The following is a 13,978-nucleotide window of genomic DNA, read 5'->3' on the forward strand; positions in this document are numbered from 1 at the left end:
ATTGATTTCATTTTCATAAGGAACATCGACATGAATATTTTCTGGTTTATCCCCACTCATGGTGACAGTCGTTATTTAGGCACCAGCAAGGGTGCTCGTCAGGTCGATCATGCTTATATGAAACAGATTGCAGTTGCCGTGGATAATCTGGGTTATGCAGGCGTACTCATTCCAACAGGACGCTCTTGTGAAGATCCTTGGATTACGGCAGCCAGTTTAATTGATGCAACCACCCAGCTTAAGTTTTTAGTCGCACTTCGTCCTGGGTTGACTACACCAGCACTTGCTGCACGCATGGCAGCAACTTTTGATCGCCTCTCCAATGGCCGTATTCTGCTCAACCTTGTCACAGGTGGTGATGAACAGGAACTCAAAGGTGATGGACTCTATGAAGATCACAGTACCCGTTATCAAACTGCTTCTGAATATGTCAAAATCTGGCGCGAAATTCTCACTCGCTCACATACGGGTGAACCGTTTAGCTTTCACGGCGAGCGTCTCAGTGTGGATGATGCCAAACTACTCTATCCACCCGTACAAAAACCTTATCCACCGCTTTGGTTCGGTGGCTCATCAGAAGCTGCAACCGAGTTGGCAGCGGAACAGGTCGATACCTATTTGACTTGGGGTGAACCTCCTGCTGCCGTAAAAGAAAAGATTGAGCATTTACGTGCCAAAGCCGCAGCCAAAGGCCGTACCCTGAATTATGGCATTCGCTTACACGTGATTGTGCGTGAGACCAATGAACAGGCTTGGGCCGCTGCAGATGAACTGATTCAATACCTAGATGATGCAACGATTGCCGCAGCACAGAAAAAATTTGCACAAATGGATTCAGTGGGCCAGCAACGTATGGCTGCATTACATGGTGGTCGTAAAGATCAACTTGAAGTATCACCGAACCTATGGGCGGGCATCGGCTTAGTCCGTGGTGGCGCGGGAACCGCTCTAGTGGGTGACCCAGAAACCGTTGCTGCACGAATTCAAGAATATGCAGACTTGGGTATTGATACCTTTATTTTCTCAGGTTACCCACATTTGGAAGAGTCAATTCGTTTTGCCGAACTGGTGTTCCCTTTACTGCCACTCAAAACCCGTGAAAAACTGGCGCAACCGCATTTAACGGGGCCTTTCGGAGAAATCATTGCCAATAACTATGTCCCTGAGACCAAGGAAGCAAAAACCTTGATCAAGGAGGACGCATGAGTGCCAAACCTTTTTTGAATGATGTTTCACGTGGAACACAAAAAATAGGCAAAGGTCTCCTGCCTTGGCTGTTTCCGATTTTATTGATTTTAATTTGGCAAGCAGCTTCTAGTTCAGGTCTATTGCAAAGTCGGGTCTTACCTGCCCCAACTGCTGTCGTGAGTGCCTTCTGGCACCTACTGATCAGTGGTGAACTTTGGCAACATGTCAAAGTGAGTGCTGGTCGTGCCTTACTCGGCTTATTGGTTGGCGGTGGCTTAGGGTTGGTTTTGGGGCTATTGAATGGTTCATCTCGTATTGCCTCAACCTTACTCGATACTACCCTGCAAATGATCCGTAATATCCCTGCGCTAGCACTGATACCACTGGTGATTTTATGGTTTGGGATTGATGAAACTGCCAAACTATTTTTAGTGGCCGTCGGCGTATTTTTCCCAATGTACATCAACACTTATCACGGTATCCGCTCGGTTGACCCTCAACTGATCGAAATGGGAAAAAGTTACGGACTCAATCGTTGGCAACTTTATAAAGACATTATTTTACCTGGTGCGATGCCCTCGATTTTAGTTGGGCTACGTTTCTCTTTAGGTCTGGTTTGGGTACTGTTAATTGTGGCAGAAACCATCTCTGCACAAGCGGGAATTGGCTATATGACTATGAATGCAAGAGAATTTTTGCAAACAGATATCGTCTTGGTGGGTATTTTACTGTATGCCCTGCTCGGAAAATTAGCAGATGTATTGGCTCAAGTGTTAGAACGTTATCTACTACGCTGGCATGCAGGTTATCAAAAATAATAAGGACATAACGATGAGTAACTTAAATTTAAACTTCTACGATAACAACCTGATTCAACCCGTTACTGAACCAGAAACCATAACCTCACCAGACAATGGTGCTCATATTCTGATTGAGCAGCTATATAAATTTTATGGCGAGGTCAAAGTTCTTGAAGACCTTGACCTGAACATTCAAGCAGGTGAGTTTGTTGCCATCGTTGGTCGTAGTGGCTGTGGTAAAAGCACCCTGCTGCGTTTGATTGCCCAACTCGAAAAGGCCAGTTATGGCGAAATCAAGTTCCAATCCGCTCGCAATTTCCGTGAAGGCATTACCAACCACGATATTCGTGTCATGTTCCAAGATCCACGCCTGTTACCATGGAAAAGCATTATACAAAATGTACAATTGGGGTTGCCTAAAAATCAGCATCAGCTTGCAGAAGCATTGCTAGAAAAAGTCGGGCTAAAAGACAAGGCGACGCAATGGCCAACTCAGTTATCAGGTGGGCAACGACAACGCGCTGCGCTTGCGCGCGCGCTTTCCCATACACCCCGTATTTTGCTGTTAGATGAACCACTCGGCGCATTAGATGCACTGACGCGGTTGGAAATGCAGAACCTGATTGAGCGCCTTTGGAAAGAACAAGGTTTTACCGCCATCTTGGTTACGCATGATGTTAGTGAAGCGGTACAACTTGCCGATCGGATTATTCTTTTGGATCAAGGGCATATCGCCCATAGTTTTCAGGTCAATCTACCACGACCACGCAAAAAAAGTATTGCATTCGCTCAACTCGAGCAACAAGTCCTCGATGCGGTTTTAGCTACCTAAAACTGCATTAATTTGCACTAAAATGTGACCAAAATAATAAAAACCGAGTGCTCTTTTCTCCTGATCAGAAAAAAATTATTTACAAAATATGTATGCATTTTTTTAGATTTCAATAATTATCAAATACATCGTTTGCATTGGCCTAAAAAGTATATTTTTTTCGATAAAAAATTTTCGCAATTGTGCACAAATCCGACAATTTATCTTACAATGTCAATGACATTTTTTGAATCAAGCTCGCAGATGGAACAGAAGAAAAGTACACAAAAGCGCAATCAACTGCTGAATGCTGCCCTAGATGTTTTTTCCGTCTATGGGTTTAGTGGTGCCAGCCTCGATGAGATTGCACAGCTCGCAAATATGCATAAATCGAATATTTTCTACTACTATGAAAATAAAGAGTCGCTTTATGTCGAAGTGCTCACCACTGTGTTGCAAAAGTGGCTTGCACCCTTACAAACCTTAGAGTCTGAGCTTGAGCCAACTGAAGCACTCACTCACTATTTGATTCAAAAAATTGAAAGCTCGCGTGATCAACCGAAAGCGTCACGTTTATTTGCTCTTGAGATTATTCAAGGTGCGCCGCATATTTTGCCAATCTTAAAAGGGCCTTTGAAAAAGCTATTTAAGCGTAAAACCAAGGTGATTCAAACTTGGCAAGAACAAGGCAAATTGTCGGCAGAGGTCGATCCAGAATTATTGATTCTCAACATATGGGCGATCACTCAAAACTATGCTGATTTTTCGACGCAAATAGAAATGGTCACAGGTAAAACCTTACGCAACCGTAGCATGTATCAACGGACCATCGAACATACCATTCATGTGATGTTGTATGGCGTGTTGCCACGTTAAATTTTCTTCTAAAAGCCTTAATTTTAGCGATTGACTTACACTAAAAAGCGACTATGTGAGTCGCTTTTTTCTTGCCAAATGGTTAAGGTGATTATTCAACTGAACTAATCAAAAATGTGGAACATTAATTAAGAAACATACGTAGAACGTGAAAAGTGAAGAAAAAGCCGTTCTAGTTCGCCGAACCCTAAAACGGTTTAGGCTAAGATATTGATGCAAATAGGAAAAGCTCAAGCTTTTCGCATAAGGCGTATTATGTTAATTTTAAATAATCTTACGTATCATCAGAGTCACAACCAATCTCTTTTTTATATTCATCAAGAGCTCTTTCATCTCTAAGTTTATTCTGATGAATTTTTGTATGTGTTGAGGAATTTACTAATATACCAGCGTCAGGATCTAAACTCATTTCTGGGTCAGTATGCAAAGACTTCTGGTTTTTATGATGAAAAGCATACCCTTTTGATAGAGGATCTCCTGTTACTTCATCGACTGTAGAATCACGTAATGTCCTTAGTTTTTTTTGTTCTTTATTACTAAAATCATCTAAATTTCTTCTCAAAGCCTGAGCCTGATTCGAATCTGAAGCACTTATCAATGAATCACGAGCATACTGTTGCAAAGCTTGCTTACTTGCACTTCGAGACTCTTGTGCTCTTTCATCTAGTAAACCCACTAATGATGCGCTATGTACTAAATCCTTGCCGCCAACATTTCTTTTTTTACTGTCGGGAATAAAAGTATCTATTATATATTGAGCATCTCCAGCATTTTCTTGAAGAATTTTTGGAGCTTCATTAACATCCACATATGCCACTCCATTAGAGCCTAGTTTTACTCCATTCTTTATGGCACCATCAACTTCATTATATTTCTTATCATCAACTAGCTTATTCCGACGAGTTGGCTTTTCATATTCTTCAGATAGATCTTCGAGAATTATAGGTAATCTACTATTGCCCATTTTTCTTCATCCGTTCATATATATTATTTAACTCGGAAATGGCTTCATCTGCTAACATATGATTACATCTATCTGAATGCAGTTTAGAAGCAAGTTGCCTATACCATTGTTTTGATTCCCTCAATGAAGAGTACATTTCTTTCTTTATTCCTAAAATCTCTGCTCTTTTTTCTCCATCTAATTGGGTTAATGCAAAAATTAATTTTGCCTCTTCTGAAATAAAGAAATCATCTGAAATTAAGTTTTTTTGGTAAAGATTAAAAAGTCCAATCCAGCTTCTAAAAGAGTCATTTTCTACCCCAATCAGTTTTTTTACAAAACTTACAGCTGATTTAAACCCACCTTTAGTTTTGAAACTTTGCTTAAATTCTTCAATTGACTCCAATTCACATTCTCCATACTTCATACAAATTATCTAATTTAGATTGAACCTTATTTTAAGTTGACTTATCAACGTCGATATCTTCTTCAATCAAACTATCAAATGAAAAGTTCATTTTTAATCTATCAATCTTATATTCCGAACTACTTAAATCAAGAGCTTCAGGGTTTCCCGTAAAAAATGGCTTTGGCATAAATTTAATATTAAATTTAAAATTCTTAATTTTTTGAACTTTTTGGATCATATTATCCGAGAAAATTGGAAATTCAAAAACAACATTTCCAAAACTGATTAATCCCATATACTCCATATCTTCTTCATATTGCTGAGTTTTTAGAACTTCATCAATGCTTTTAGTATCTTTTTTGATAATAATAATATTCAATGGTTTATGATTAAAAAATGGTAAATTTGATTTATAAACAGTTAAAGGAGAGATATAGGTTAATGTTTGATCGCGATCATTTATCCAGCTTCTTAATAATGAAAAATTTTGTAATTCATTTTTAGGTAACAATCCATAAACTATTTTCATGAAAGCTTTATATATATTTGATGGTCTATGCTTAGGAATATCAAATTGCATAACCATCGTTTTTTTTTCAAAATCAATCAAAAAATCAGATTCATATCCTAAAAATTCAAATCTAGTATCATCAAGATTAAATTTTCCAAAACTTTTTTGATTAATTGACCGATAATTTATAAGTTTATTTTTTTTATTTTTTGTTCGATTAAAAACCCTATAAATAGTTGTAAATTTATCCAAAGCATCTTCTATGCTAGAGCTAAAATAAGAATTACATTCATCACATTCTTCATAATGAAGTAAATATTTATTTCCTAAAAACTCAGGAATAACATGAGCTTTCTGACTAAAACTAGTATCATCTACAGATTTTAAGCAAAAAATACATGTTAATTTTTTATTTGTATCCAACGGATGTACATAGCCAAAATCTGTCAAATGAATAAAATCAGTTAAAGCAAAAATACCTTTATAACCTTCTAAATTTTTCAAATATTTCTTATTAGCTTTTTTTGCTTTTTGAATGCTCATCAAAAAATGATTTTCCTTATTAAAACTAAATTCTCTTATATGATATGTGGATTGTAGAAAATTTTTATAATTCATAGCTTTAATAACCTATATCATCTTGATTTTTTAAATAATAGTAAATTATATTATTTTAAAAATTAAGTAAATATTTTTCAGCTAGTTGAAGAACTTCTGAGTCTATTTAACATAATGGGGGTTATGCGAATTAATAAAATAATATTTTTTTAATTTCAATAGCTTAGTAGTGTGTAAAGTTTACCAGTACATACTACTACATTAGACCTTTGCATTTAAAAATGTGCTTGATACAGCGCCAATAATTTTTGTGCACCCAGCAACAGATTTTCTTCCCAGTCCAGATGCGCAGTATCATTGGCACCATCTGTAATATATTTGACTGAAATCAAACGTACTCCTAGCTTTTGACACACTTTGGCCAAAGCATAGGCTTCCATATCGACGAGGTTACAACTAACCTTTGGAATCCCTGTTTCAAAAGAATCACCTGTGCCGCAGATCCCTTTGGGTAAAATCTCAAAATGAGGCTGAGTATGGATCTCCGCAGGAATTTCATCATCCATCGGAGTGACCCCAACTGCGAAACCTAAAGGAGACACATCCATATCACGTTGTACGAAAGTGATCACCTCAACCAGACTATGTGCATCAAAGTGTGAACTGCCTGCACTGCCTAAATTGATTAGCGTTTTGCATCCCGTCTTTTGAATCACTTCAAATGCCTTGAATGCTGCATTAATTTTGCCGATGCCACTGTAATGAACGTCAATCCCTGCTTGCTCAAACAAGCCTTTAGATTCATTCGGCAAAGCCATAATCAGAGCAACATCAGCATTCATAAAAAGACTCATTCAAATCAAAATAGAGACACAAAAAGGTGTGCTTCGGCACACCTCGATATTATTACATCTTCTGCTGTAAGGCGACTAAACAGGGAGAGAAAAATAACTGACCGCTATACGCCCCTGCCAGTGTTTTCTTCATCACCAATGCCCATAGGCCAACCAACAACAGACTTAAAACCACAGCCACGTACTGTAAGAAGTCGATATGTAACTGATGCGCCAAGTTGAAGATCGCCAAGATAAAGACACCGAATGGGAAAGTCAGTCCCCACCAACCCAAGTTAAATGGAATGCCAGTGCGCATATGACGTAGTGTGGTCAAAATCGCAATCCCAAACCACCATAAACCAAAACCTAATAGCACCAAACTTGCCACAATACCCAAGGCTGGAAGTAATGTCGCTAAGCCTTCAAAGCCCATCGCCTGCATAATACGTGGTGCTTGTTCACCCAATAATAATAACGCCAACGCACCTGTACCAATCGGCCCTAAACATAACCAGCTAGAAATCGCGACCTCTTTTTCAGGTAACTGGTGTAAAGCTAAACGTAACATCAAAATGGTTAAGATCGCAAAAGCAGGTAGTACAGAAATACCCCACAACACATAGCCTGTGATCAAGATGGTTAATGCATGTTGATCGGCAGCTAAATGTTGTAATAGCAGCCCCGCAGAGCTGGCAGCGACTTCACAGGCCACGATCGGGAGTAACCATACCGCAGTCATCCGTTGTAATTGATGATCTTGGCAACTAAACATACAAAATGGCACCACCCACGCAATCACTACCGCAAGAACCACATCGATATACCAAAGGTAAGTGGCAATCTGAACGGCAATATCGCCATATAAATGGATACCAAAACTGAGAAAACCATTGGCAATCGTCGCTAAGCCCATCGGAATCGCACCAAGGAATAAGCTCATGTTGGGGTGAGTAAAAATCTGCTTGGCTTCAGTTGGAAATAAAATCCAGCGTAAGATATACAGCACGCTAAAGGTGCTAAATAACAAAATATTAAATTGCCATAATTTGGTCGCAAGCATAAATAAGACAGATGAAGCGAAAGGCAGCTGTGCTAAAATCATCGCCACCACACCTGTTCCCATGGTTGCAGTAAACCAGTTCGGGGTAAAATGGCGAATCACATCGGTGCTCTGTTCTAGCTGATAAAACGGCTTTTTCATCTCTTTCTCAATATCAAGCGACTATGCAGCTATTTTAGGTCAATCATTAAATAAGAAAAATTGATTTATTTTTATTTAATGAATCAATTTAATTGATATAAAGCTTCTAAATATTGAAAATTCCCTGTGTAAAAACACAACAACAAGACGAAACGCTGAGAATATGGCAATATATAGCCTTTGCAAAAATCACTGTATTTAACGCCCATGAAGTTGCTTCGTCTCAACGCATTATCGCCAGATTTTCAGTTACCCCCAACTGCGGTAACGATTGGCAATTTTGATGGTGTCCATCTCGGCCATCAAGCGATGATTGCTCAACTCAAAACGTTGGCTGAAGCGCAAGGCTTAAAAACATTGGTGATGATTTTTGAGCCACAACCGCTTGAATTTTTTAAAGGTTATGATGCACCGCCACGAATCAGCTCACTCAGAGAAAAAGTAGAATATTTAACTGAGCTCGGTGTGGACTACATTGCAGTTGCGAAATTTGATCAATATTTTAGAAGTTTAAATGCCACTGAATTTGCCGACCTACTCAAATTAAAACTCAATGCACAAAGCCTAGTGTTGGGCGATGACTTCCATTTTGGTAAAGACCGCCAAGGCAACAGCGAATTCTTACGTGACTACGGTTTTGATGTCACCAATTTAAATACTGTGGCTTTAAATGATGAACGTGTCAGTTCAACTCGTATTCGTCAGGTCCTTCAACAGGGTGATCTGGCACTAGCGGCAAAACTATTGGGCCGTCCTTATAGCATCACAGGCCGAGTACAATATGGCGATCAGATTGGCCGTACCCTTGATTTTCCAACGATTAATGTTCGTTTAAACCGTCACAAACCCTGTTTAAACGGAATTTATGCGGTGGATGTGGTCTGTGAGAATGCATCATTGAACGCAAAAGTAAAACATTCAGATCCTGCCCTCAACGGGATTGCAGGCTATCAAGCTGACAGTTTGTTTGGTGCAGGTCATGTGGGGACACGCCCAGCCATCAAACAAGACCAGCCAGAATGGCGATTAGAGGTACATTTCCCTGATGTTTCTGCTAATCTGTATGGCTTATTGATGCGGGTAACCTTTCTTCACTATTTGCATGGTGAACTGAATTACCCTTCGCTTGAAGCCCTCAAAGCTGGAATTGATGATGATGTGCAAAAGTTACGAGACTATCGTAGCAGCACACCAGAATTTCCTTTTTAAATTTAAAACGTAATACATGTCAGTTTACAAACTGATCAAACTGGAAGAAAACTTGCATGAGCGATAAGCAAAATCCTGAAAATGCAGTGGATTATAAAGCCACACTCAATTTGCCAGATACTGAATTTGCCATGAAAGCAAATTTGGCTGTGCGTGAAGCCAAATGGTTAGAAGAGTGGTATGCCGACAACATTTATCAGCAGATTCGTGAAGCGCGTATTGGCAAGAAAAAATATGTACTGCATGACGGCCCTCCATATGCCAATGGTCAAATCCATTTAGGTCATGCAGTCAATAAAGTCTTAAAAGACATCATCATTAAAAGCCGCGTTTTAGATGGCTTCGATGCACCGTATGTGCCGGGTTGGGACTGTCACGGCCTACCAATTGAGCTTAAAGTCGAAGAAAAAGTCGGTAAAGTGGGCGTTAAAGTTGATGCCTCAACTTTCCGTAAGGCTTGCCGTGAATATGCGTATACGCAAGTCGAACTACAGAAGAAAGACTTTGTGCGTATGGGCGTGTTTGGTGATTGGGACAATCCATACCTCACCATGAACTTCAAGCAAGAAGCTGACATCGTGCGTGCCTTGGGTGCGATTGCCAAAGCAGGTCATATCGAACCAGGTTTAAAACCTGTGAACTGGTGTATGGACTGTGGTTCGTCATTGGCTGAAGCCGAAGTTGAATACGAAGATAAAAAATCAGATGCGATTGATGTTGGCTTTACGGTTGTTGATCTTAAAGAGCTCAGCGCACGCTTGAATGTTGATGTTCAAGATGCCACGGATATCGTGATTTGGACCACCACACCGTGGACCTTACCTGCCAACCAAGCGGTCGCGCTACACGCTGATATCGACTATCAGTTGGTTCAAGTGACCACTGACCGTGGCACGCAAAACTTTATTTTGGCCAAAGATCTGGTTGAATCTGCGATCGAACGCTACAAACTGGAAAACCCAGTGGTACTCGCTGATTTCAAAGGTGCTGCAATTGAGAACCTTCTTTTGCAACATCCGCTGTTGGCAGATCGTCAAGTACCTGTAATTTTAGGCGAGCACGTGATTGCAACTAGCGGTACAGGTGCAGTACATACCGCACCTGGCCATGGTGTAGACGATTACAAAGTCGGTTTGTTGTATCAATTAAAAGTTGAAAACCCAGTGGGTGGTAATGGTGTTTATTTACCAACATCGCCAATTTTTGCAGGTGAACACATCTATAAAGCCAATCCTCAAATTATTGAGGCATTGGGTGCAGTTGGTCGTCTATGGGCACATCAGCCAATTAAACACAGCTATCCGCACTGCTGGCGTCATAAAACACCGATTATCTTCCGTGCGACACCACAATGGTTTATCAGCATGGATGCCAATGGTCTGCGTCAAAATGCATTGAATGCGATTGAAAATGACATCGAATTTGTGCCTGATTGGGGTCAAAGCCGTATTCAGTCGATGATTGAAGGTCGTCCAGATTGGTGTATCTCGCGTCAACGTACTTGGGGTGTGCCAATCCCATTTTTCGTGCACAAAGATACCAATGCATTGCACCCACGTACGCCCGAATTGATCGAAGAAGTAGCTAAACTGATCGAACAAGAAGGTATCGATGGTTGGTATAACCGTGAAGCGAGTGAGTTCATCGGTGCTGATGCAGAACAATATAATGCGGTACGCGATACCCTAGACGTTTGGTTTGACTCTGGGACTACACACTACGCTGTGCTTCGTGAACGTGATGATCTTCAAGATCCAGCAGACTTATATCTTGAAGGTTCAGACCAACACCGTGGCTGGTTCCAATCGTCGTTGTTAACCTCGATCGCGATCAATGAACGTGCGCCATATAAAGGTCTACTCACCCACGGTTTCGTGGTTGATGAGAAAGGTCGTAAGATGTCTAAATCATTAGGCAACATCATTACCCCACAAGACATTATCAAAGATATGGGCGCTGATGGCTTACGTTTCTGGATCGCATCTGCTGACTATCGTTACGAAATGACAGCTGGTAAAGAAATCTTTAGCCGTGCGTCAGATGGTTATCGTCGTATTCGTAATACCTTACGTTTCTTGTTAGCAAACTTGAATGGCTTCAAACCATCAACAGATGCGTTACCTGTCGACCAGTTGATTGCATTGGATCAATACATCTTACAACGTGCTGCTGAGGTTCAAAAAACCATTCAGCAAGCCTATGAAGAGATGAATTTCCACATTGTAACCAATGCACTAACAAGCTTCTGTATTAATGACTTAGGTGGTTTCTACCTCGACATCATCAAAGATCGTCAGTACACCACCAAAGCAGATTCACAGGCACGTCATTCTGCGCAAACAGCGCTATATCATATCGTGCAAGCTTTTGTTCGCTGGATGTCACCTATCCTCAGCTTTACCGCACAAGAAGCTTGGCCATTGATTCCAGAACAAACTGGAAAATATGTATTTACCGCAGAATGGTATGACATCCCAACTGCATCAACAGCAAACTTACTGTCTGAAGCAGATTGGCAAACATTGATTAGCGTAAAATCAGCAGTAAATAAACAGATTGAAGCAGCACGTAACGCTAAACTCATCGGTAGTAACCTATCTGCTAAAGTTGAACTTTGGGCAGATGAAGCATTACAAACATTGTTAAACCAATTGGCTGATGAATTACGTTTTGTCTTGATTACCTCTCAAGTCATCGTTCACCCTTATGCTGAACAAGGCGAAAGCACAGACCTCGAAGGTCTGCGTGTCCAAGTTTCAGCGGCAGATGGTGAAAAGTGTGTACGTTGCTGGCATGTATTGCCAGATGTAAATACACACGTTGGTCATGCTGGTTTATGCGCTCGTTGTATTATCAATGTCACTGGCAGTGGCGAAGTGAGAAAATATGCATAATTCTGTGCAAACAAGCCCAACAAAAAAAGGCTTATTCCAATTTTACCCGCACAACGTACTATGGCTTGGACTTTCAGTCCTTGCCATTGTGTTGGATCAATGGACCAAATGGATTGCAAGTTCGCATTTAAACTATGCGGACCCTGTTCCCGTCCTGCCTTTTTTAAATTGGACACTGCTGCATAATTATGGCGCAGCATTCAGCTTTTTGTCTGATGCAGGTGGCTGGCAACGCTACTTCTTTACCTCATTAGCAGGTTTTGTTTCGGTAATTTTTGTTTTCTGGCTGATGCGTATGCCTAAGAAAATGATTGTATTACCGATGGCAATTGCATTGATTCTTGGTGGAGCAATTGGCAATCTGATTGACCGTGTCAGCTTAGGCTATGTGGTCGACTTTATTCATGTTTATTATCAAAACAGCCATTTTCCAGCCTTCAATCTTGCAGATAGCTCAATTACCCTAGGCACGATTTTGCTGCTGATCGATACTTTCTTCTTAGAGAAGAAACGCAACCAAAATGCGGATGCATAAGATGAACGAAATTATCCAACCAAACGAAGAAATCCGTATTCAAGATGGCTCAAAAGTTGACTTACATTTTTCTGTATCGGTTGAAAATGGTGTTGAAATCGACAATACCCGTGGTCGTGAAGAGCCTGTCAGTCTTGTGATTGGCGATGGTAATCTGTTACCTGGGTTTGAAAAGGCTTTATTTGGTTTACGTGCAGGCGACCGTCGTACTGTACATTTACCGCCTGAAGATGCTTTTGGACCTTGGAATGCAGAAAATATCCAAATCTTTGATACGGTTAAATTTGAACAACGCCCAATCGTTGGTCATATGATTGAGTTTGAAGACAAGGCCAAAGCAACGCTGTTTGGCGTTGTAAAATCGGTCAATGATGACACCACAGAAATCGATTTTAATCATCCACTGGCAGGAAAAAATATTACTTTTGAAGTGGAAATCTTCAAAGTCACCCCAGCAGGCCAGCAAGGCATCAAATTGATGTAACAAAAAAGCTCTCAAATGAGAGCTTTTTTTATCGCCTAAAAAAAGTATAAGATCATTTAAAGGCATTCATTTTTAAAATCAAAGCAATAACACAGGAATTTAAACATGCTGATTTATATTATTGTTGGAAGTGTTCGGGAAGGTCGTACAGCGATCAAAGTCGCAAATTGGGTACAACAAGCGACAACTGAACTCGCATTAAAAGATATTCAAACCGAAGTTGTTGATCTTAAGGAATGGGACTTACCGCTCTTTGCAGGTTCTCATCCACCTGCGACAGGCATCTATGATCAGCCGAAACAACAGCAATGGGCGGATAAAATTGCGCAGGCACAGGCCTTTATCTTCATTAGTCCTGAATATAACCATGGCTATAGTCCAGCACTGAAGAATGCCTTGGATTATGTAGGTAAAGAATGGCAAGGCAAACCTGCAGCCTTTATCGGCTATGGTTCAACCAATGGCTCACGTTCAATCAGTCAAATTCGCCAAGTAACCTCAAGCTTAGGTCTAGTTGACCCCAATGCGGTGATTGAAATTTGCGACATATTTAAACGTAATAAAGACGAGAACTTTGAAGCCAATGAATTTGAAGTGAAAGGATTAGCGGCTCTCGTTGCCAAATTACAAAAATATCATATCGCTTAGTTGTAAGCCTAAGCGTACGTTGATTAGGTCGATTTACGTCTGTTCCATTTCTGGCTTGATCGCTATTATATGAAG

14 protein-coding genes are annotated in these 13,978 nt (G+C 40.4%); 9 read left to right on the forward strand and 5 right to left on the reverse strand.

Features of this window, described 5'->3' with window-relative positions; genetic code table 11:
* Positions 1 to 30: 30 nt before the first annotated feature.
* The 4 genes from ssuD (at position 31) to WA352_RS14825 (ending at position 3,675) form a co-directional block, all read left to right on the forward strand.
* Positions 31 to 1,206, forward strand: a complete 1,176-nt coding sequence (gene ssuD / locus WA352_RS14810) for an FMNH2-dependent alkanesulfonate monooxygenase (protein WP_005319979.1) — start codon at positions 31 to 33, stop codon at positions 1,204 to 1,206.
* Positions 1,203 to 2,006 (forward strand): aliphatic sulfonate ABC transporter permease SsuC, encoded by an 804-nt coding sequence (ssuC, locus tag WA352_RS14815; RefSeq protein WP_005319982.1) that lies wholly within the window; start codon positions 1,203 to 1,205, stop codon positions 2,004 to 2,006. The genes ssuD and ssuC overlap by 4 nt, the downstream gene beginning before the upstream one ends.
* A 13-nt stretch (positions 2,007 to 2,019) precedes the next feature.
* Positions 2,020 to 2,820: an ABC transporter ATP-binding protein gene (locus tag WA352_RS14820; protein ID WP_005319985.1), complete on the forward strand. Its 801-nt coding sequence runs from the start codon at positions 2,020 to 2,022 to the stop codon at positions 2,818 to 2,820.
* A 243-nt stretch (positions 2,821 to 3,063) separates the two neighbouring features.
* Positions 3,064 to 3,675, forward strand: coding sequence for a TetR/AcrR family transcriptional regulator (locus WA352_RS14825; protein ID WP_004801743.1), 612 nt, complete (start codon positions 3,064 to 3,066; stop codon positions 3,673 to 3,675).
* 274 nt (positions 3,676 to 3,949) lie between these two features.
* On the opposite strand, the gene WA352_RS14830 is transcribed toward WA352_RS14825, so the two are convergent.
* The 5 genes from WA352_RS14830 to WA352_RS14850 form a co-directional block, all read right to left on the reverse strand.
* A complete protein-coding gene (locus WA352_RS14830) occupies positions 3,950 to 4,639 on the reverse strand; it encodes a hypothetical protein (RefSeq protein ID WP_005319988.1) in 690 nt (229 codons plus the stop codon).
* Positions 4,629 to 5,045 carry a J domain-containing protein gene (locus WA352_RS14835; protein WP_005319991.1) on the reverse strand — a complete coding sequence of 139 codons (417 nt, stop codon included), beginning with the start codon at positions 5,043 to 5,045 and terminating at the stop codon, positions 4,629 to 4,631. Before WA352_RS14835 ends, WA352_RS14830 begins: the two co-directional genes overlap by 11 nt.
* Before the next feature lie 31 nt (positions 5,046 to 5,076).
* A complete protein-coding gene (locus WA352_RS14840; protein WP_225761835.1) occupies positions 5,077 to 6,081 on the reverse strand; it encodes an HNH endonuclease in 1,005 nt (334 codons plus the stop codon).
* Between the two features lie 290 nt (positions 6,082 to 6,371).
* On the reverse strand, positions 6,372 to 6,938 hold the full coding sequence (locus WA352_RS14845; RefSeq protein WP_005319999.1) for a phosphorylase family protein: 567 nt from the start codon (positions 6,936 to 6,938) through the stop codon (positions 6,372 to 6,374).
* Positions 6,939 to 7,002: 64 nt separating this feature from the next.
* Complete coding sequence (locus WA352_RS14850) at positions 7,003 to 8,133, reverse strand: TDT family transporter (protein WP_005320003.1); 1,131 nt, start codon at positions 8,131 to 8,133, stop codon at positions 7,003 to 7,005.
* A 207-nt stretch (positions 8,134 to 8,340) separates the two neighbouring features.
* Here WA352_RS14850 and ribF point away from each other — a divergent pair, with 207 nt between their 5' ends.
* The 5 genes from ribF (at position 8,341) to WA352_RS14875 (ending at position 13,903) form a co-directional block, all read left to right on the forward strand.
* Positions 8,341 to 9,342 (forward strand): riboflavin biosynthesis protein RibF, encoded by a 1,002-nt coding sequence (gene ribF, locus WA352_RS14855; RefSeq protein ID WP_005320006.1) that lies wholly within the window; start codon positions 8,341 to 8,343, stop codon positions 9,340 to 9,342.
* Positions 9,343 to 9,398: 56 nt separating this feature from the next.
* Positions 9,399 to 12,236 carry an isoleucine--tRNA ligase gene (gene ileS, locus WA352_RS14860; protein WP_336143032.1) on the forward strand — a complete coding sequence of 946 codons (2,838 nt, stop codon included), beginning with the start codon at positions 9,399 to 9,401 and terminating at the stop codon, positions 12,234 to 12,236.
* Positions 12,229 to 12,771: a signal peptidase II gene (lspA, locus tag WA352_RS14865; RefSeq protein WP_005186355.1), complete on the forward strand. Its 543-nt coding sequence runs from the start codon at positions 12,229 to 12,231 to the stop codon at positions 12,769 to 12,771. Before ileS ends, lspA begins: the two co-directional genes overlap by 8 nt.
* 1 nt (position 12,772) lies before the next feature.
* Positions 12,773 to 13,255, forward strand: coding sequence for an FKBP-type peptidyl-prolyl cis-trans isomerase (locus WA352_RS14870; protein WP_005320012.1), 483 nt, complete (start codon positions 12,773 to 12,775; stop codon positions 13,253 to 13,255).
* A 105-nt stretch (positions 13,256 to 13,360) separates the two neighbouring features.
* Complete coding sequence (locus WA352_RS14875; RefSeq protein WP_336143037.1) at positions 13,361 to 13,903, forward strand: NADPH-dependent FMN reductase; 543 nt, start codon at positions 13,361 to 13,363, stop codon at positions 13,901 to 13,903.
* Positions 13,904 to 13,978: the final 75 nt, after the last annotated feature.

This window comes from Acinetobacter sp. 102 (genome assembly GCF_037028485.1).
GTDB lineage: Bacteria > Pseudomonadota > Gammaproteobacteria > Pseudomonadales > Moraxellaceae > Acinetobacter > Acinetobacter higginsii.

What these genes read in the sequence shown, in the direction of transcription:
- ssuD (WP_005319979.1), top strand. Translation starts at nt 31, where the DNA reads ATGAATATTTTCTGGTTTATCCCCACTCATGGTGACAGTCGTTATTTA.
- ssuC (WP_005319982.1), top strand. Translation starts at nt 1,203, where the DNA reads ATGAGTGCCAAACCTTTTTTGAATGATGTTTCACGTGGAACACAAAAA.
- WA352_RS14820 (WP_005319985.1), top strand. Translation starts at nt 2,020, where the DNA reads ATGAGTAACTTAAATTTAAACTTCTACGATAACAACCTGATTCAACCC.
- WA352_RS14825 (WP_004801743.1), top strand. Translation starts at nt 3,064, where the DNA reads ATGGAACAGAAGAAAAGTACACAAAAGCGCAATCAACTGCTGAATGCT.
- WA352_RS14830 (WP_005319988.1), bottom strand. Translation starts at nt 4,639, where the DNA reads ATGGGCAATAGTAGATTACCTATAATTCTCGAAGATCTATCTGAAGAA.
- WA352_RS14835 (WP_005319991.1), bottom strand. Translation starts at nt 5,045, where the DNA reads ATGAAGTATGGAGAATGTGAATTGGAGTCAATTGAAGAATTTAAGCAA.
- WA352_RS14840 (WP_225761835.1), bottom strand. Translation starts at nt 6,081, where the DNA reads ATGAGCATTCAAAAAGCAAAAAAAGCTAATAAGAAATATTTGAAAAAT.
- WA352_RS14845 (WP_005319999.1), bottom strand. Translation starts at nt 6,938, where the DNA reads ATGAATGCTGATGTTGCTCTGATTATGGCTTTGCCGAATGAATCTAAA.
- WA352_RS14850 (WP_005320003.1), bottom strand. Translation starts at nt 8,133, where the DNA reads ATGAAAAAGCCGTTTTATCAGCTAGAACAGAGCACCGATGTGATTCGC.
- ribF (WP_005320006.1), top strand. Translation starts at nt 8,341, where the DNA reads ATGAAGTTGCTTCGTCTCAACGCATTATCGCCAGATTTTCAGTTACCC.
- ileS (WP_336143032.1), top strand. Translation starts at nt 9,399, where the DNA reads ATGAGCGATAAGCAAAATCCTGAAAATGCAGTGGATTATAAAGCCACA.
- lspA (WP_005186355.1), top strand. Translation starts at nt 12,229, where the DNA reads ATGCATAATTCTGTGCAAACAAGCCCAACAAAAAAAGGCTTATTCCAA.
- WA352_RS14870 (WP_005320012.1), top strand. Translation starts at nt 12,773, where the DNA reads ATGAACGAAATTATCCAACCAAACGAAGAAATCCGTATTCAAGATGGC.
- WA352_RS14875 (WP_336143037.1), top strand. Translation starts at nt 13,361, where the DNA reads ATGCTGATTTATATTATTGTTGGAAGTGTTCGGGAAGGTCGTACAGCG.